Genomic DNA, 17,904 nt, shown 5'->3' with positions numbered 1-17,904 from the left:
TCAGGCGGCGGGGGCCACCTGCGCCCCTGCCCCATGGCGCTCGCGTTGCAGCGTGCGGAAATGCGCCATTTCGGAATGGGTCCACGCCGCGATGTCCCATGTGCGGGCCGACCGGCGCAGGGCCGCCATGCGCGCGCTGGCTTCTTCCATGCCCATGGACAATGCCTGTTCCAGACCCGAATCCATCGACGAATGCGAGAACGGGTTGACCGGGATCGCCCCGTCCAGCAGCACCGCGCAGCCCGCGAATTCTGACAGGATCAGCGCACCCGGTTGGGTCAGATCGCGCGCGGCGCAAAATTCGGACGCCACAAGATTCAACCCATCTGCCAAGGGTGTGATCGACGCCAGATCCGCCGCGCGGTAATAGGCCACCAGTTGCGCCAGCGGAATCGCCGTGCTGACCAGCGTGACAGGTTGCCAGTCGAAACTACCGAAACTGCCGTTTATCCGCCCGGCCAGCCCTTCGATCGCGTACTGCACTTCGGCATAGGCGGTCATATTGCGGTTGGCGCCGACAGAGACCAGCATCAACCGCACCTTGCCGCGCAGATCATCGCGGCGCAGCAACAGCCGTTCAAAGGCTTCCAACTGCTCGATATTGCCTTTGGTGTAATCTGTGCGCGACACCGACAGGATCAGCTTCGTGTCGCCCAGTTCCGCACGAATCTGTGCGACGCGTTCGGCAACCTCTGGTTTTTGCGCCAGTTCCTCGATGTAATCGAAATTCACCCCAACAGGATTGGTATGCACACAGGTCGTGGACCCCATATGCTCTAGCAGCAGCGGCATACGGCGGTCATTCAGGGCGACCCCGGTGGCCGACAGGGTGCTGGGTGTCTCAGCCTCGGCCACCAGTTTTGCACCTTTCACCGACCGCACAACGGCCGCGAAATTCTGCGCGTAACGCGGAATGTGAAAGCCCACACTGTCGCAGGTCATCAGGCTGTTGATGATTTCTTCGCGCCACGGCAGCACGTTAAACATATCCGGCCCCGGAAACGGCGTGTGATGGAAGAAACAGATCGTGGCATCGGGTTTCAATTGCCGCAGATAGCCCGGCACCAGCCAAAGGTTGTAATCATGCACCCAGATCACGGCACCATCCGTGGCCTGTTCGGCGGCCGCTTCGGCAAAGGCCCAGTTCACGGCGCGGAAGGTCGGCCAATCAACCGGGTCGTAATTGTAACGTTCCTTGAAGCCGTGCAGGATAGGCCAGAAGGCTTCTTTGCTGGTGACATGATAAAAGCTCTTGACCTGTTCCTTGGTCAAGGGCAGGCGGCTGACGGTGTAGGTGCCAAAACTGTCAGAAATCTCTATCACCGGGTCGAAACCGGGATTGGCGGTATCCTCAGCCTCTTTCCAAGCCACCCATGCGCCGCGATTGGCCTGCCCCAGAAAGCCCTTCATCGTGGGCGCAATGCCGTTCGGGCTGGAATTTTCGCGGTATTGGACCTGCCCGTCCTCGATCACCTCCTCATAGGGCTGACGGTGGTAAACAATCACAAGGTCCGATTTCATAGCGGCAACTCCGGTGGGGTTGGGTGCAGGGCATGGGCGTGAATGGCTTCGATAATCCCGCCCGCGCCGGTCTGGCGGCAACGATGGGCGCGCGGCAGATGCGCGGTGGCGGCCAACAATTCGGCCTCTGATCCGCCGACAAGCGCGCCGTGCAGCCCGGTTTCGAACATGGACAGATCGTTCAGCGTGTCGCCTGCCACTAGCACGCGCTCTGCCTCTAGCCCCAGATGCGCGATCAGGCGCAGCAGCGACGGGCCTTTGCTGACACCGCGCGGCAGCACATCGACAAAGCAGCCATGCGAGACGATGATATCAACCGCCAACCCGTCCAGAACCGACAGGGCCGCACGGTTGAAACGGCTGTCATAGTCGTAGGAAAGACGGTGGCGAAACGGCGTGTCTTGCAGCCGCAGGCCCGCGACGGGGGCAAGACGCGCCTGCACCTCAAAGGCCAGCCCGTGCCATGCCTGCACAATGGGCGCTTCCAGATCAGCCAACGGATGCACGCGGCCAGCATCGAACCGCGCAATGGTCGTGCCGACATCGCCGATCACGAAATCTGGGGCAGGAACTGCTTGGTCCCGACACAGATCGGCAATGAAAGCCGGGTCACGACCCGTTACAAAGATCAGTTGAACATCGCTTTGCCTGCGCAACCACTCATACAGCGAGCGGCGATGTTGCAACGAACCGCCCAGAAAGGTTCCGTCCAGATCGGTGGCCAGCACCATTCGGGTGCCCTGCCCAGCCACCGGGCGTTTTGAAAGGCTATCCATACCCTAAGGATGGGACGCGCGCCCGCTGGGTCCAAGCCGCACAGGGGGCAGGATGGCTGAAACCACCCCAAAAACAAAAGCCGCCCAAAATTTGGGCGGCTTTCAGAAGGATTGCCCTAAAAGCGGGCCGTCGAATTAGGCCAGAGCCAGGTTCGACGCGGATTCGCGGCCATCACGACCTTTTTCCAGATCGAAGGTCACTTTCTGACCATCGTCCAGACCGCGCAGACCAGCGCGCTCAACAGCGGAGATGTGCACGAACACATCCTTGGAACCGCCATCGGGTTGAATGAAGCCAAAACCTTTGGTTGCGTTGAACCATTTCACTGTGCCAGTGGCCATGTGAAGTCTCCTAATTGTGTCACTGCCCACGACATTGCGGCAGTTCGGCTCAGTCAGTGCAAGATCGAAATCACTGTGGCCGGTAAAGGAGAACAGTCGTCGATAGAGGTAACGTCGCACCACTTGAATACAGATTCGCGGCCCAACTCGCAAGGAAATTCGCTTAGTCGAACGTGGCAAGCCGCGCGGCCATGTCTAGCATCCGGCAGGAAAAGCCCCATTCATTGTCATACCAGCCAAAGACCCGCAGCATTCCGCCATCGGTTTGTTGTGTCTCTGGCAAGGCCATGACCACGCTTTCAGGGCGCGCGCGCAGGTCGGTCGAGACCAGCGGCCGGTCGGTCCAGCCAATCACGCCGCCAGCCGTTTGCAAAGCGGTGTTGACCTCGGCCACGGTGGCGCGGCGGTTCAGCATAACGCACAGGTCCACCGCCGATACGGACGCGGTGGGCACCCGCACCGCGGCGCCCAGCAGGCGGCCTTCCATTTCCGGCAGCACCCTTTCTACCAGCTTTTGCGCGCTGGTGGTGGTCGGCACCATAGACAGTGCCGCCGCCCGCGAACGGGCCAGATCGCCGCGCGGGGCGTCGACCGTGGGCTGGCTGCCGGTATAGCAATGCACGGTGGTCATGAAACCGGTCGCGATGCCCCAGCGGTCATGCAAAAACTTCGCCAAAGGGGCCAGCGCATTCGTGGTGCAAGACGCGTTCGAGATCAGCGCGTGCTCTGGCGTTAGAACAACGTCATTCGCCCCAAGCACCACTGTCACCTCGGCGGCATCGGACGGGCCAGAAATCAGCACCCGCCGCGCACCGGCGCGAATGCCGCGCCGCGCAACCTCTGTGCGGTCGGCGCGGCCGGTGCATTCCATGACCAAATCTACGCCTGACAAGTCCAATTCCGACAGGTCGGCCTTGTGGGTCAGCCGCAAACAGGTATCGCCTACGCGCAACTGGCCATCCGCGACGGAAACAGGCTGTGCCATGCGTCCGAACACGCTGTCATATTCGAACAGGTAGGCGCAGGTTTCAGCATCTGCGATATCGTTGATCGCAACGATCTGCACCCCCGGCCAACCGCCTTGCAACCACGCGCGCAGAACCGTTCGGCCAATGCGCCCAAAGCCGTTGATGACCACTTTCATCGGATCGCCCCTTCATGCCTTGCGCGCAGTTAGACCCGCGCGCAAGCCGGTTGCAAGGCTAGAGCGCGACCTCGATCGCACTGCCATTGGCGCGGGCAAGATCCACCGCCTTGGACGCCACCGCGATATCCTGCAAGCCAACGCCCGTGCCGTCGAACAGCGTAATTTCCTCAGCGCTGGTGCGGCCCTTGTGGGCGCCGTTGATGACCGCACCGATGGGGGTAATGTCCTCGGGCTTTATCAGCCCTTGGGCAATGGCGTGCTGCGCTTCGCCAATGGTAACGGATTGCGCCACTTCGTCGGTAAAGACCGCGGCTCGGGCCAGGAGCGCCGGGTCCACTTCTTGCTTGCCGATCGTGTCGGTGCCCATGCAGGCAATATGTGTGCCGGGGCGCACATGGGCGTCCATCAGGCTCGCGGCGGGGCTGGAGGTGATGGTGATAATCACATCCGCCTGCGCGCCCAATTCCTCAAGGCTGACCTCTTCAAACGGTAAGCCTTCCTCGGCCACGGCGCTTGCCAGACGGTCCATCATGTCTGGGTGGTAGTTCCACGCCACGACCCGCTCGAACTTGCGCTGGCGCAGGGCTGCGCGCATCTGGAACACCGACTGGTGGCCCGCGCCGACCATGCCCAGCACGGTCGAATCCGCCCGCGACAGATGCGCGATGGAAATGGCCGAAGCCGCCGCCGTGCGCAACGCGGTCAGAAGGTTGCCCCCCACGGCGGCTTGCAGAATGCCTGTGTCGGGGTCGAACAGGAAAACGGTCGATTGATGGTTGATGATGCCCTTGGCGGCATTGCCGGGGAAATAGCCGCCCGCTTTCACCCCCAGTTGCGCGCCCGCGCGGTCAAGGCCGGATTTAAACCCGTATTGCCGCCCCTCGCCCAGCGCCTCGCGCACCACGGGGAAGTTATAGGCATCGTCGCGCGCCATCGCGGCGAAGGTGGCTTCGACGGCGTCGAATGCGCTTTGGTCATCGACAAGCCCGCCAATGGCGGATTCGGGCACGATCCACATGAGAGTGGTCCTTTCAATATTCCGGGAAAGTCAGGCCCCGAACCTCAGCTCGGGGCCATAAGACATGCATGCTGTGTTGCGGCGCTTAATAAGCCTTGCCGCGCGCGCTGACGGGCCAGACGGTTTCGACCTTGCCCTCCCGCACGCCGACATACCAGTCGTGGACGTTGCAGGTCGGGTCGCAATGGCCCGGCACCAGTTTCAGCTTGTCGCCCACTTTCAACACGCCTTCGGGGTCGGCCACCACGCCGTGTTCATCCGAGCATTTGACGTATTTCACATCGTCGCGCCCGTAGATGAAGGGCAACCCACTATCGACCGACTGCGCTTTCAGGCCGGCATCCACGATAGCCTTGTCGGCCTTGGCGTGGCTCATCACGCTGGTCAGCAGGAACAACGCGTTTTCCCATTCGCCTTGGTCAATGCGCTTGCCGTCCTTGTCCAGAATGCGGCCATAATCGGCATCCATGAAAGCATAGCTGCCGCATTGCAGTTCATTGTACACGCCCGAGTTCGATTCGAAGTAATACGACCCTGTGCCGCCGCCGCCGACGATGTCGCAGTCCAGACCTTCGGCCTTCAGCCCTTCGACCGCGTCGCGCACCATGGCAATGGCAATATCGACCTTGGCCTTGCGCTCTTCATAGCTGTCCATGTGCTGCATGGCACCTTGATACGCTTGGATACCGGCGAATTTCAGCCCCTCGGCGGCGTCGATGGCCTTGGCAATCTCGACCACGGCTTCGGTGGTGGTCACGCCGCAGCGGCCTGCGCCGCAGTCGATTTCGACCAAACATTCGATCTGCGTGCCATGCTTGACCGCCGCAGCCGACAGGTCGGCCACATTCGCCACGTCATCGACACAGCAGATGGCGCGCGCGCCCAGCTTCGGGATGCGCGCCAAGCGGTCGATCTTGGCCGGATCGCGCACTTGGTTGCTGACCAGCACGTCCTTGATGCCGCCACGGGCAAAGACCTCTGCCTCGCTTACCTTCTGGCAGCAGACGCCGCAGGCGCCGCCAAGGCTTTCTTGCAGCTTGGCCACATCGACCGATTTGTGCATTTTGCCATGCACACGGTGGCGCATGCCATGTTCGCGGGCATAATCGCCCATTTTCTTGATGTTGCGCTCCAGCGCGTCCAGATCCAGCACAAGGCAGGGCGTCTGAATATCGGCCTCGTCCATGCCCGGCAGGGCCGGCACGTCAAAACCCACTTCAAGGCCGTCAAATTTCGTCGGTGCGTTCATAAGATTAACCCCTTGTTGTATTGGTCAGCTTGCCATCCATGGCAGCTTGTCCAGATCCACGTTGCCCCCGGTGATAATCACGCCAACGCGCTTTCCACGAAACACCTCGGGGTTTTTCAGGATGGTGGCCAGCGGCACGGCGCAGCTTGGCTCCATCACGATCTTCATGCGCGCCCATGTCAGACGCATCGCATCGATGATTTCCTGTTCCGACGCGGTCAGAATATCGGTCACATGATGCGACACGAAATGCCATGTGTTTTCTTTCAGCGGCACTTTCAAACCATCTGCGATGGTGTTGGGCGCGTCATCGGCAATGATATGGCCCGCCTTGAAGCTGCGATAGGCATCATCGGCCTGTTCGGGTTCGGCGGCATAAATCTCAACATGCGGAGCGATATTCGACAGCGTCAGGCAGCAACCCGAAATCATGCCGCCGCCGCCAATGGGCGCGATTACGGCATCCAGCCCTTCGACCTGCTCCATCATCTCGCGCGAGCAAGTGGCCTGCCCTGCGATCACGCGCGGGTCGTTATAGGGGTGGACAAAATCGGCCCCGGTGCGGGCCTGAACTTCGGCAAAAACCGCTTCACGGCTGGTCGTCGATGGCTCACATTCGGTGATCGTGCCGCCATAGCCAATCACGGCGTCTTTCTTGGCCTGCGGCGCGGTGCGCGGCATGACCACATGACACGGAATGCCCCGGCGGCCCGCCGCGTAGCTGAGCGACAAGGCATGGTTGCCGCTGGAATGCGTGGCGACGCCTTTGGCCGCATCTGCGTCCGACAGGCCGAACACGGCATTCGACGCGCCGCGCACCTTGAACGCACCAGCTTTCTGGAAGTTCTCGCATTTAAAGAACAGCTCTGCCCCGGTCAGTTTGTTCATGAATTCCGAGGTCAGGATCGGCGTGCGATGGATATACGGTTTAATCCGCTCATGGGCCGCGATCACATCGTCATATGTCGGCAATGGTGCGTCTGTGTGGTCTTTCATATCACCCCCAGATGTCAGATGGCCAAGGCATGCGGGGTTCCACGCCCCGCCTGCCCCGCCGGTTGCAGCTTATGCGGCCTTGGCGATCGATTCCGCCGTCGTGCCGCGCAGATACTCTTGAGCCGCCGCCACGCCACTGCCCAGTTTGACCGGCCAGCCCAGATCGGCCATGCACATCTCTGCCGTGGCCAGCCCCGATAGCAGCATCACATCGGTCAAGCTGCCCAGATGGCCGATGCGGAACAACTTGCCCGCGACTTCGCCCAGCCCAACACCAAAAGCGACACCGTATTTGCTGGCGGCCAATGTCACCACATCGGTGCCGTTGAACCCTTCGGGCGCCATGACGCCGGTTACAGTGTCGGAATAGAGGTCGGGCCGCGCCGCGCAGACCTTCAGGCCCCAGCCCCCCACGGCGCGGCGCGTGGCCTCTGCCAAGCGGTGGTGCCGCGCATAGACATTGTCCAGCCCCTCTGCCTGAAGCATGGCAATGCTGGCGGCCAACCCGTTTATCAGCCCCACCGGCGGGGTGAACGGGTAGCCGCCTGCGGCATAGCCCTTCAGCATATCGCCAAAGTCGAAATAGGTGCGCGGCAATGTGGCGCTGTCCCGCGCGGCCAGCGCCTTGGACGACACGCCCAGAATGGCCAGACCAGCGGGCAGCATGAAGCCTTTTTGCGAGCCGGCAACGGCAATATCCACGCCCCACGCATCCATCTCGAACGGCATAGAGGCGATGGAGCTGACACCATCGACCAGCAGAAGCGCCGGGTGGCCAGCTTTGTCCATCGCAGCGCGCAGGCCGGCAATGTCAGAGCGCACACCAGTTGCGGTTTCATTATGCGTGGCCAACACGGCCTTGATGCTATGGTCGGTATCCGCAGCCAAGGCTTCGCCCATTGCGTCGGTCGGGCAACCTTCGCCCCATGGCGCTTCGATGATCTGCACATCCAGCCCATGACGCTGGCACAGGTCAATCCAGCGATGGCTGAACATGCCGTGGCGCGCGGCCAGAACCTTGTCACCGGGCGAGAGCGCGTTGCTGATCGCGGCTTCCCAGCCGCCAGTGCCGGTGGCGGGCAGCAGCAGCACTTCGCCCGCTTCCATGCCCAGCACCTCTTTCACGCCGGCCACAGCAGGCTGGAACACCGCGGCAAAGGCGGGTGATCGGTGGTCGATGGTCGGCATGTCACACGCCTTGCGCAGGCTTTCGGGCATATTGGTCGGGCCGGGAATGAAAACCGGGTTCTGCAAAGACATCTTGTCCCCCTTTTTGGTATTGGGGGCGTTGTCACAGCTTTGGCGGTATTTTTCAATTTTTTTGAAAAATCATTGCCCAATGTGAAAAACACAGATTTCATGTTATATTACAGATGCTAAGCGTTTTTCACTCTGCTTTCTGCACTGCGGCGCTTGGCGAAAAGGTAGCCGATGACACAACTTTCACGGCGCGGTCGCCCGCGCGCATTCCATGACAAAACGGCGCAGAACACGATTCAGTCCCTGGACCGGGCCATGGCAATTCTAGAAACCTTGGCGCAATCCGAAGGGATGACGCTGTCGACCCTTGCCAGTGCTTGCGGGCAATCCACCGCAACCGTTTACCGTGTGCTGATCACCCTGCAACAGCGCGAGATGGTGGACCTAGACCCAGCCGGGCAAGTCTGGCACGTCGGCGTCGGCACGTTCCGCGCGGGCACGTCGTTTCTGCGCCGCACCTCGCTGGTGGAACGCGCCCGCGCGCCAATGCAAGCCCTGATGCGCGACAGCGGCGAGACGGCCAATCTGGGCGTGGAACAACAGGACGAGGTATTGTTCCTAACGCAGGTCGAAACGCATCAGGCGATTCGCGCCTTCTTTCCCCCCGGCACGATTGGGCCAATGCATGTGTCGGGCATCGGCAAAGCCCTGCTGGCATGGTTTGACGACGCGCGGGTCGCGCAAGTGGTGGCGCGCAGAGGGTTGCAGGCTTTCACACCCGCATCCCTGACATCGCTGGACGCGCTGCAAGCCGATTGCGCCCGCACCCGCGCGCGCGGCTTTGCCTTTGACGATGAAGAGCGCGCGCCGGGGATGCGCTGCATTGCCGCCCCCATCTTCAACCCGCATGGCGAACCGGTGGCGGGTGTGTCGGTCTCTGGCCCGGCCTTTCGGCTAGAGGCCGGCAATCTGGACCGGATCGGGGCGCTTGTCGTCGAAACAGCGGCGCGGATCACGGCGGCGACCGGGGGCGTGGCCCCTGCCGCAAAAGCGGTTTGACAAATCCGATTTATTTTGTCAGGTTTATGTCAGAGCCAACCGACAGGTCAGCCAACCCACATCTGACCCAAGAGAGAGCCCATGAACGCCATTACCCGTTTCATCCCCGAGACCGCCCCCACCGCCCCGGTGCATGACGTCTACAACCTGACGCGCGGTGGCAATCTGGCACAGATCGTACTGGACGGCAAAACCTACCAGCTTCGCATTACCCGCGCGGGCAAGCTGATCCTGACGAAATGAAAACGGGGGCCGCGCGGCCCCCGTTTCGGTTTTCGAGGCGCCTGCAGGTCAGTGCCCCAGAATCTGGCTCAGGAACAGCTTCGTGCGATCCGATTGCGGATTGCTGAAAAACTCTTTCGGTTCGTTCTGTTCCACAATCTGGCCTTGGTCCATGAAGATTACCCGGTTCGCAACAGCCTGCGCAAAGCCCATTTCATGGGTCACGCAGATCATGGTCATGCCTTCTTCGGCCAGCGCGATCATGGTGTCCAACACTTCTTTAATCATTTCCGGGTCAAGCGCCGAGGTCGGTTCGTCGAACAGCATGATACGCGGTTTCATGCACAGTGACCGCGCAATGGCCACGCGCTGCTGCTGACCGCCCGACAACTGGCCGGGATATTTGTTGGCCTGTTCCGGGATTTTCACTTTTTCCAGAAAATGCATGGCCGTTTCCTCGGCCTGACGTTTTGGCACCTTGCGCACCCAGATGGGCGCGAGGGTGCAGTTTTCCAGAATGGTCAGATGCGGGAACAGGTTGAAATGCTGGAACACCATCCCGACCTCTGAGCGCACCTTGTCGATGTTCTTCAGATCGCCCGTCAGTTCAGTGCCATCGACAATGATCTGCCCTGCCTGATGTTCTTCCAAACGGTTGATGCAGCGGATGAGCGTGGATTTCCCCGACCCTGACGGGCCACAGACCACAATCCGCTCGCCGCGATAGACCGACATGTTGATGTCACGAAGCACATGAAATGACCCATACCACTTGTTCATACCGGTGATCTGGATCGCCAGCTCGTCGCTGACCTGCATTTTGCTGATGTCGATATCGCGATCAACGGGGATTTCGGGGGCAGCTAGGTCTGACATATGTCACACTCCTTATCGATGATCGGTTTTCAGCTTGCGCTCCAGATACATGGAGTAACGCGACATGCTGAAACAGAAAATGAAAAACAAAGCCCCGATAAAGATGAACAGTTCCCAGTAGATCCCGTTCCAGTCGGTATCGGCGCGGATGGCGTTGGACAGCCCGATCGGGTCCAAAAGCCCGATGAACACAACCAGAGTGGTATCCTTGAACAGCCCGATAAAAGTGTTCACGATACCGGGAATCGAGATTTTCAAAGCCTGCGGCATGATGATGAGCCGCTGCGCCTTCCAGTAATCCAGACCCAGCGCATCGGCCGCCTCATACTGGCCCTTGGGCAAGGCGGCCAGACCACCGCGGATCACCTCTGCCATATAGGCGGCGGCAAACAGCGTCACCATGATGACCACGCGCAGGATAAGGTCAAAGCTGGTGCCCGGCGGCAGGAAATAGTTCAGCAGCAGCGATGCGGTGAACAACAGCGTGATGAGCGGCACGCCGCGGATGAATTCGATGAACACCACGCAGACGGATTTCACGAAGATCATATCGGACTGCCGCCCCAAAGCCAGCAAGATGCCAAGCGGCAAGGACAGCGAAATCCCCGACACCCCGATCACGATGGAAATCAGGAACCCCCCGAAACTGTCGGAGCGGACGAATTCCAGCCCAATCGGGGCCACTGAATAAAGCGCTGCGTCAAATGGCCCGGCAAGAAACACCCACCACAGCAAGGTTCCCGCGACCGCCGCGATCACGCCGACCAAAGACGAAACCTTCACCACCAATCGGAATGCAACATACCCGGCCACGAACCCCAGCAAAATCGAAATGGGGAACCAGATGGATCCGCCCCACAGCAGGTGATAGCCGATGAACGGGAACAGGGCCGAGAAGAACAGCATCTTACGCGGCAATTCTGCGAACAGGATCGGGGCAAGGGCCACAAGCATCAACACCAGTGCCAAGACCGGGCGCCAATAGTGTTCTCTCGGGTAGAAGCCAAACAGCAATTGGTGCCACCGGTCCTTGATGACCGCGAAACAGGCGCCAGAGCTACCGTCAAGCACTTCCCGACATTGGCGCAACGATTCCGCGTTCCAGACCGTGTTCATCAGCCATGGACCGATTTCGATGATTAGGAACCAGATCACCCCAAGGGATGCAACCGTCAGCAGCGAATTCAACCAGCCCGAAAACAGGTTCTCTCGCAGCCACTTGATGGCGCCGCGTTCGGTGACGGGCGGCTCTTGCTGGTCCAGCATTGTTTCGCGGACATAGCTGATAGGGTTGGTATCACTCATATTACCGCTCCTTCAGCTTGACGCGATTGTTGTAGACATTCATCGCACCAGAGATCCCAAGACTGACGGCCAGGTAGATCAGCATCATCAGCAGCATCCCCTCCAACTCGCGCCCGGTCTGGTTGATGGTGATGCCCCCAAGGGTCGATCGCAGGTCCATATAGCCCACGGCCAGACCCAGCGACGTGTTCTTGGTGATGTTCAGATATTGCGAGATCAAGGGCGGGATAATCACCCGCAACGCTTGCGGCAGGATCACCAGCCGCATCGTCTTGCCCGGTTGCAAGCCCAGCGCAAAGGCCGCTTCGGTCTGCCCCCGCGAGATTGCCAGAATCCCAGAGCGCACATTCTCCGCCACGAAGGCACCGGTATAGATGCCAAGCCCCAACCACATTGCGATCAGCGAATTGCGCAAATGCACGCCGTCCGCAAAGTTGAAGCCGCGCAATTCCGGATACTCCAGATGTGCGCCGAACAGCACGAACAGAACCACCAAGGGGCCGAACAACACAGCAAGGCTTTTCCACCATGTCTTGGGGCGCAGCCCGGTCGCGTTCTGAACCGCCGTGGCATGTTTGAGGATTGCCTTGTTGGCATAGATGCCCCCGATGATGGCAACCAGAACCAACAGCCAATTGATGGATGGCGCCACTACGCCCAGCGGCAAAGTGCCCAAGTCAGTGGCAAACTGAATGGCCGGAATGTAGACGCCCCGGTTGGTGATCGCGACCGAGTCGTTCAAGAACATGCTGGCACTTGGGGTATCGCCACGGAAGGCGGATGGCGCGGGCATCGATTCGGTCATGATGGCACCGAAGATGATGATCCAGACCAAGGTCGGAATGTTGCGGAACAATTCGACATAGATCGTCATCAGCCGCGCCACGATCCAATTGTTGGACAGGCGCAAGACACCGGCAATCACGCCCAGAACGGTCGCCAGCGCACAGGCCATCACCGCCAGAATTGCCGTGTTCAGCAGGCCGACCAAGGCTGCGCGGCCATGGGTCATCTGGCTATTATATTCGATGGGACGCTGGTTGATGTCATACCCGGCAGGGGCAGACAGGAATGCAAAGCTGAAATCCTTGCCCAGCGCACGCAAGTTGCTGATCGTGTTATCGACCAACCACGCGATCCCCAACATCAGGACAAACAGGAACACGATCTGAATTGTAACCGACCGGTAGCGCTGGTCGTACAGCAGCATGCTAAACCGGAAGGCCGTTTTCGGCGGCGCTGTCTGCGTGCGAAGATCGCTGGTGCTCGACATAAAACTCTCCTGTCGCTGCTCGGCGGCAACGTCTGGCCAAAGGCGCTCAGGGGTAAAACAGAAACGAAAAAACCGCGCCCCGACCGGGGGGCGCGGTTCCGGTGCCAGAACTTAGCGGAAGGGCGGTGCGTAAAGCAGGCCACCTTGGGTCCATTGAGCGTTCAGACCGCGTGCCAGACCGATCGGAGTTTGCTCGCCAATGGTCGAGGCGAAGATTTCGCCATAGTTGCCGCCAGCCGCAATTGCGCGCACAGCCCATTCGGCATCAAGCCCCAGCATCGCGCCCAACTCACCTTCCGAGCCCAGCATACGGTTGATCTCGGGGTTGTCGGTGCCCGCCTTCAGCTCTTCGATATTGGCAGAGGTCACGCCCAGTTCTTCGGCTGCGATCAGCGCGTTCAAGACCCAGCGCACGATATCAGCCCACTGCTCGTCGCCTTGGCGCACAGCCGGCCCAAGCGGTTCCTTCGAGATGATCTCGGGCAGGATTGCGTGGTTGCCCGGCTCTGGGAAGGACGCACGCGTTGCCGCCAGACCCGACGCGTCGGTGGTGTAAACGTCACAAGCGCCAGCCAGATACTGCTGCTGTGCTTCGGCATTGGTTTCAATCGGAACCGGCTCATAGCTCATGCCGTTGACACGGAAGAAATCGGCCAAGTTCAGTTCTGTGGTGGTTCCGGTCTGGATACAGACCGTCGCGCCGTCCAGTTCCATTGCAGAGCTGACGCCCAACTCGCGGTTCACCATGAAGCCCTGACCGTCATAGTAGTTCACACCGGCGAAGGTGTTGCCCAAGTCAACATCACGCGAGAAGGTCCAAGTGGTGTTGCGCGCCAGCATGTCGACCTCGCCCGAAGCGAGCGCAGAGAAGCGGGTCTGCCCGGTGGTCGACACGAAGTTTACGGCCATCGGGTCGTTCAGAACCGCCGCCGCAACAGCGCGGCAGACCGCCACGTCGAAACCCTGCCAGACACCATTCGCATCAGGCGCCGAGAAGCCGGCAAGCCCGGTGGACACGCCGCAAGCAAGCTCTCCTCTATCCTGAATGGTTTCCAGCATAGACTGGGCGCTGGCGCCACCGGCCAGCAATGCCGATGCGGCAATGGTGCCGTAGAATACGGATTTTTTCATGTTATCCTCTCTGTTGACGCCGCCTTGGCGGCGGTCTGCCCTTTTGGGCGTTGAGCAATGGCGCATTTGCGTCATCTGCATGGATAACTTGCGACAAGCTTGGCCAAACGGTCAAGCGGTTAAACAAGTGATCTGCTGCATTTCGCAACATTCGCCTGTGAAAGTGACAGATCACAGGCAAAGTGCAGTGTCCGGTTGGAAAGAAACCGAAAAGAACCGAAGGACCGACTCATGCGGGTCTGTCGGTTGTAGCGGGTCGCATCCTTTGACCAATGCAGCCAAAACCGACCAGAAATGGCGGGAACCGATTGGCACGCGCCCTGTGCCAATACCCATTCCAACGCGCCCTGACTGCGATCAGCGCGACGAAAGACTGGGTTGCGAAAAGTGGTGAATAGCTGGAGGCGAGTACCGGAATCGAACCGGTGTACACGGATTTGCAATCCGCTGCGTAACCACTCCGCCAACTCGCCTCTGACTGCGGGATTAGGGGCTTGTCAGGCGAAGGTCAAGTGCGCTTCACGGTCAATGGCCCGATTCTAGTTCCCGCCAGAATATGGACATGCAGATGCGGCACTTCCTGCATCCCATCTGGCCCGGCATTCGAAATCAGCCGATATCCAGCCGCGCCCTCTGATGGGCAGACACCAAGCTGCGCACAGACCGAAGCCACCGCGCGCGTGAAATCCACGATCTCTGCATCCGACGCCGTGCTGGCGAAATGGTCGTAATTTACATAAGCGCCCTTGGGGATGACCAGCACATGCTGCGGGGCCTGCGGGGCAATGTCGTGAAAGGCCAGGCAGTGCTCTGTTTCTGCCAGCTTGTTGCAGGGAATCTCGCCTCGCAATATCTTGGCGAAAATGTTCTGGTCGTCGTAGGTATAGGGCATGGAACCGTCCGGCTTGTGTGACCTGAACATATTACGCGCTTCACGGCCCAAGGGAAAGGGACAGCCATGCACAGACCTGCCAGCGGCATGAGTCTGCACCCGGGTCGGCTGTCGGGGGGGCGCGCCTGCGGTTCGGTCCCGCTGGTCTACCGCGAGGTGCCGAAAGCGGCCTGCTCGACCTTGGGTCAGTTGTTGTATCACGCCGACCATGGCAGGTTCTTCGCAGGCGATATTCACGATGCCGAAGCGGGCACGGTGCAATGGCCGGACCCAGCCTTTGCCACGGCACTCGGCCAATCTGATCGGTTGGTCTTTTCTGCCCTGCGCAACCCCTATTCCCGGCTGCTGGCCTGTTTTCATGACAAGGTCTGCACGCGACAACGCGACGGTTCATATTACAGGGGAAACCTGCGCGATGTGCTGACACAGCATTACGGTGCCGATCTGGCGGACAGCGCCGACCCGCGCCCGGCGTTTCGACGGTTCGTGCTGTTCCTGCGCGATACGCTGCGCAATCGGGACCGGTTCTGGTATGATCGCCACTGGACCCCACAAGCGCAGCATCTGCGCTCTTTCGCGGTGAACGGGGTTGCCTTCGATCACCTGTTCCCGGTCGAGCGGTTTGCCACCGGCATAGCCCCCGTGATGGCGCGGATTGCACCGGACAGGCGGCCCGCCGTGTTGCCCCGATTCAATGTCACGCGCAAACCCGATCTGCCGGTCGAAAGCTATTTCGACGATCTGACCTTGCATCTAGTGCATGAGATCTACCGTTGGGATTTCGACCTGTTCGGCTACACGGCCTTCGCGCCGCATCAGCAAGCCCCGTCGCGCCCGCTGGATCTGGACGCGATCAACCAACGACTGGCCGACCCGCACCCGCCGCCTTGGGCCTGTTTGGCGGGCTAATCCAGCTTAGCGGCCCCGGATAATCCCTTCTAGATCAATCGGTTGCGGGCTGCCTGCCAGCCGACTGCGATAGATGACCTGCGATTCGGCCACGCGCATAATGTAGTTGCGCGTTTCCGCGAAGGGCACGCGTTCCACCCATGTCACGAAATCAACCTGCGGATCACGCGGATCGCCGATTTCAGACACCCAGCGGCGCGGGCGGCCCGGCCCGGCATTGTAGCCCGCTGCGACCAGCGCCAAGGATGGCCCGAATTCGTCGCGCAATTCTGCCAGATAGGCCGCCCCCAAGCGCATGTTCAGCCCCGGATCAAGCGTCAGGTCCAACGGGTCGAAAGCCACACCCAGACGCTGCGCCATCATCTGCCCGGTCCCCGGCAAAAGCTGCATCAACCCGCGCGCATCGGCGCTGCTGCGCGCACGCGGGTCAAATTCGCTTTCGCGCCGGGTGATCGCAAGGATCAGCTCGGCAGGGGCAGAGGTTGTATCCACCCGGCCTGCTGGAACCGGGAAATAGGCGCGCGGCAGCACGATTCCCTGTTGCACCGCGATCTTGGCCAATTTCAGCGCGAAATTCGGCTCTCCCCAGTCAAGCATCAGGTCGGCAAGCGCGCCCAGTTCGGCCTCTGCCGAAAGTTGCGTGGCAAGATGCATCAAGAAGCGGCGGGCCTCATACCAATCGCCCGCATCATAAAGCAGCTTGGCCGCTGCCAGCAGGTCAGACTCCGCGAGGTCCGTTTCTTGCCAATCCGGGTAGGTCGGGCCATCGATCAACGCGGAATCGAACGGCAGCCCGATCCGGTCGGCGGCAAGCTGGCCGTAATAGGCGGTCTGGTATTCGGCGGCGAATTCGTAAGCCGCCTGCGCCGAAACCGGGTCGCCTGCGGCCTCATGCGCGCGGCCTTCCCAGTAACCCGCGCGCCCCAGCGAGATCGGACTGGACACGCGCACCCGCAAGGCCCGGAAATGCTCCAGCGCCTGTTTTGGGTCGTCAAGATGCTCCAGTGCCAGAAACCCGGCCAGAAAGGCCAGATCGACAAAGGCGATACCATCCTCCAGCCCATGCGGCGTGGCAAGATCGTAGGCCCGTTCGTAATCCTCATCCGACATTGCCGCACGCACCAGCGCGATACGCCGTGCGGCCCAAGCCTGCGGGCGGCCCAAGCCTTCGGGCGCGCGCGATTGCTGCAACATCAGATCGGCGGCGCTTTCGCCGCTGACTTGATCATAGCGAAAATCAAAGCGGTCATGAGCAAGGCCGGGGTCATTGCGCAACCGTTCTGGCACCGCCGCGACCAGCGCATCAACCCCCGATTGCCGCGCCTGAAGCGCGATCCGTGCGCGCGCCAAAGCCTGTCGGTCGGCATCCAGCCGCGGGATGGTGCGCGCGGCGGCCTCTCGCGCGCCGGTCCATAGCAGCGCCTCCACGCGGTCGCCATGCAACGGCTCCAGCAGCGAACCGAATGCCGAAAGCAGACGGGCCTCGTCTTCTGCCGACATGGGGGCATCCGACCACAGCGCGCGGGCCAGTTCCTTGGCGCGGTCCGGGTCGGCCTCGCGCAGCGCGAAGGCCAGGGCCAGCCTGCCCTCTTCGGTCAATGGGCGGCGCGTCTCGAAAAACGCGCGCACCTGCGCGGAATCTACGTCTGCATCGGCCAATTCCGCCTCGGCCAGACGTTGCAGGTGGTCCGCGAGCGGCCAATGCGCATGAGCTTTCAGAAAGCGCGCATAGGCGTCGGGGCTGGCCGTGCCGCCGCGCAGGAATTCCCATGTCACCAAACTGTCTGCGACCGCGCCCAGTGGTGCCACCAACGCGCGGGCGCTGTCCAGATCGCCCCCCTCCGCGGCATCCAGCGCATTGCCCAGCACACCCACGATGCGGGGCGGCGGCGGCGTGTCTTGCGCAACCGCTGGTGCACTGCCCCAGCCCCACAGCGCGAAAAGGCAAGCCGTGGCAAAGCTCTCTGGGCCGCGCAGTTGCATGGGAA

General features: G+C 60.9%; 17 protein-coding genes and 1 tRNA gene. 3 read left to right on the top strand and 15 right to left on the bottom strand.

The window, feature by feature from the left end:
- From ggpS to bhcA, 8 genes are all read right to left on the bottom strand, one after another.
- Positions 1–1,521: a glucosylglycerol-phosphate synthase gene (ggpS, locus tag AWT76_RS02270; protein ID WP_072244571.1), complete on the bottom strand. Its 1,521-nt coding sequence runs from the start codon at positions 1,519–1,521 to the stop codon at positions 1–3.
- On the bottom strand, positions 1,518–2,252 hold the full coding sequence (locus AWT76_RS02265) for an HAD family hydrolase (RefSeq protein WP_245638748.1): 735 nt from the start codon (positions 2,250–2,252) through the stop codon (positions 1,518–1,520). The genes ggpS and AWT76_RS02265 overlap by 4 nt, the downstream gene beginning before the upstream one ends.
- Positions 2,253–2,432: 180 nt before the next feature.
- The gene (locus AWT76_RS02260; RefSeq protein ID WP_072244567.1) at positions 2,433–2,639 is read right to left on the bottom strand and encodes a cold-shock protein; all 207 of its coding nucleotides are present in this window, start codon (positions 2,637–2,639) and stop codon (positions 2,433–2,435) included.
- A gap of 163 nt (positions 2,640–2,802) precedes the next feature.
- The gene (locus AWT76_RS02255; protein WP_072244565.1) at positions 2,803–3,783 is read right to left on the bottom strand and encodes a type I glyceraldehyde-3-phosphate dehydrogenase; all 981 of its coding nucleotides are present in this window, start codon (positions 3,781–3,783) and stop codon (positions 2,803–2,805) included.
- A 58-nt stretch (positions 3,784–3,841) separates the two neighbouring features.
- Positions 3,842–4,804, bottom strand: coding sequence for an iminosuccinate reductase BhcD (gene bhcD / locus AWT76_RS02250; protein WP_072244563.1), 963 nt, complete (start codon positions 4,802–4,804; stop codon positions 3,842–3,844).
- Between the two features lie 85 nt (positions 4,805–4,889).
- Positions 4,890–6,053 (bottom strand): 3-hydroxy-D-aspartate aldolase BhcC, encoded by a 1,164-nt coding sequence (bhcC, locus tag AWT76_RS02245; protein WP_072244561.1) that lies wholly within the window; start codon positions 6,051–6,053, stop codon positions 4,890–4,892.
- Positions 6,054–6,077: 24 nt separating this feature from the next.
- Positions 6,078–7,049, bottom strand: a complete 972-nt coding sequence (gene bhcB / locus AWT76_RS02240; protein ID WP_072244559.1) for a beta-hydroxyaspartate dehydratase BhcB — start codon at positions 7,047–7,049, stop codon at positions 6,078–6,080.
- A 69-nt stretch (positions 7,050–7,118) separates the two neighbouring features.
- Positions 7,119–8,309 carry an L-aspartate--glyoxylate aminotransferase BhcA gene (bhcA, locus tag AWT76_RS02235; protein WP_072244557.1) on the bottom strand — a complete coding sequence of 397 codons (1,191 nt, stop codon included), beginning with the start codon at positions 8,307–8,309 and terminating at the stop codon, positions 7,119–7,121.
- A 171-nt stretch (positions 8,310–8,480) separates the two neighbouring features.
- On the opposite strand from bhcA, the gene bhcR reads away from it, so the two are divergent.
- Together bhcR and hemP are read left to right on the top strand one after the other, a co-directional pair.
- Positions 8,481–9,308: an HTH-type transcriptional regulator BhcR gene (gene bhcR / locus AWT76_RS02230; RefSeq protein ID WP_072244555.1), complete on the top strand. Its 828-nt coding sequence runs from the start codon at positions 8,481–8,483 to the stop codon at positions 9,306–9,308.
- Between the two features lie 81 nt (positions 9,309–9,389).
- Entirely contained in the window at positions 9,390–9,551 is a 162-nt protein-coding gene (gene hemP / locus AWT76_RS02225; protein WP_072244553.1) for a hemin uptake protein HemP, read from the top strand.
- A 48-nt stretch (positions 9,552–9,599) separates the two neighbouring features.
- Here hemP and AWT76_RS02220 read toward each other — a convergent pair whose 3' ends face one another.
- From AWT76_RS02220 to AWT76_RS02195, 6 genes are all read right to left on the bottom strand, one after another.
- Positions 9,600–10,406, bottom strand: a complete 807-nt coding sequence (locus AWT76_RS02220; RefSeq protein WP_072244552.1) for an amino acid ABC transporter ATP-binding protein — start codon at positions 10,404–10,406, stop codon at positions 9,600–9,602.
- A 12-nt stretch (positions 10,407–10,418) separates the two neighbouring features.
- The gene (locus AWT76_RS02215) at positions 10,419–11,711 is read right to left on the bottom strand and encodes an amino acid ABC transporter permease (RefSeq protein WP_072244550.1); all 1,293 of its coding nucleotides are present in this window, start codon (positions 11,709–11,711) and stop codon (positions 10,419–10,421) included.
- Between the two features lies 1 nt (position 11,712).
- Positions 11,713–12,984, bottom strand: a complete 1,272-nt coding sequence (locus tag AWT76_RS02210) for an amino acid ABC transporter permease (RefSeq protein WP_072244548.1) — start codon at positions 12,982–12,984, stop codon at positions 11,713–11,715.
- 111 nt (positions 12,985–13,095) lie between these two features.
- The gene (locus AWT76_RS02205; RefSeq protein WP_072244748.1) at positions 13,096–14,115 is read right to left on the bottom strand and encodes an amino acid ABC transporter substrate-binding protein; all 1,020 of its coding nucleotides are present in this window, start codon (positions 14,113–14,115) and stop codon (positions 13,096–13,098) included.
- 399 nt (positions 14,116–14,514) lie between these two features.
- Positions 14,515–14,588, bottom strand: a tRNA-Cys gene (locus tag AWT76_RS02200).
- 35 nt (positions 14,589–14,623) lie between these two features.
- The gene (locus AWT76_RS02195; protein WP_072244545.1) at positions 14,624–15,007 is read right to left on the bottom strand and encodes a histidine triad nucleotide-binding protein; all 384 of its coding nucleotides are present in this window, start codon (positions 15,005–15,007) and stop codon (positions 14,624–14,626) included.
- 66 nt (positions 15,008–15,073) lie between these two features.
- Between AWT76_RS02195 and AWT76_RS02190 the strand changes: the two genes are divergently transcribed.
- On the top strand, positions 15,074–15,916 hold the full coding sequence (locus AWT76_RS02190; RefSeq protein WP_082700057.1) for a sulfotransferase family 2 domain-containing protein: 843 nt from the start codon (positions 15,074–15,076) through the stop codon (positions 15,914–15,916).
- 6 nt (positions 15,917–15,922) lie between these two features.
- Here the strand turns inward: AWT76_RS02190 and AWT76_RS02185 are convergent, their stop codons facing one another.
- Positions 15,923–17,899, bottom strand: a complete 1,977-nt coding sequence (locus AWT76_RS02185; RefSeq protein WP_082700056.1) for a lytic transglycosylase domain-containing protein — start codon at positions 17,897–17,899, stop codon at positions 15,923–15,925.
- Positions 17,900–17,904 lie beyond the last annotated feature (5 nt).

The organism is Roseibaca calidilacus, from assembly GCF_001517585.1.
GTDB classification, from domain to species: domain Bacteria; phylum Pseudomonadota; class Alphaproteobacteria; order Rhodobacterales; family Rhodobacteraceae; genus Roseinatronobacter; species Roseinatronobacter calidilacus.
This window is presented reverse-complemented; position numbering and strand designations above follow the sequence as displayed.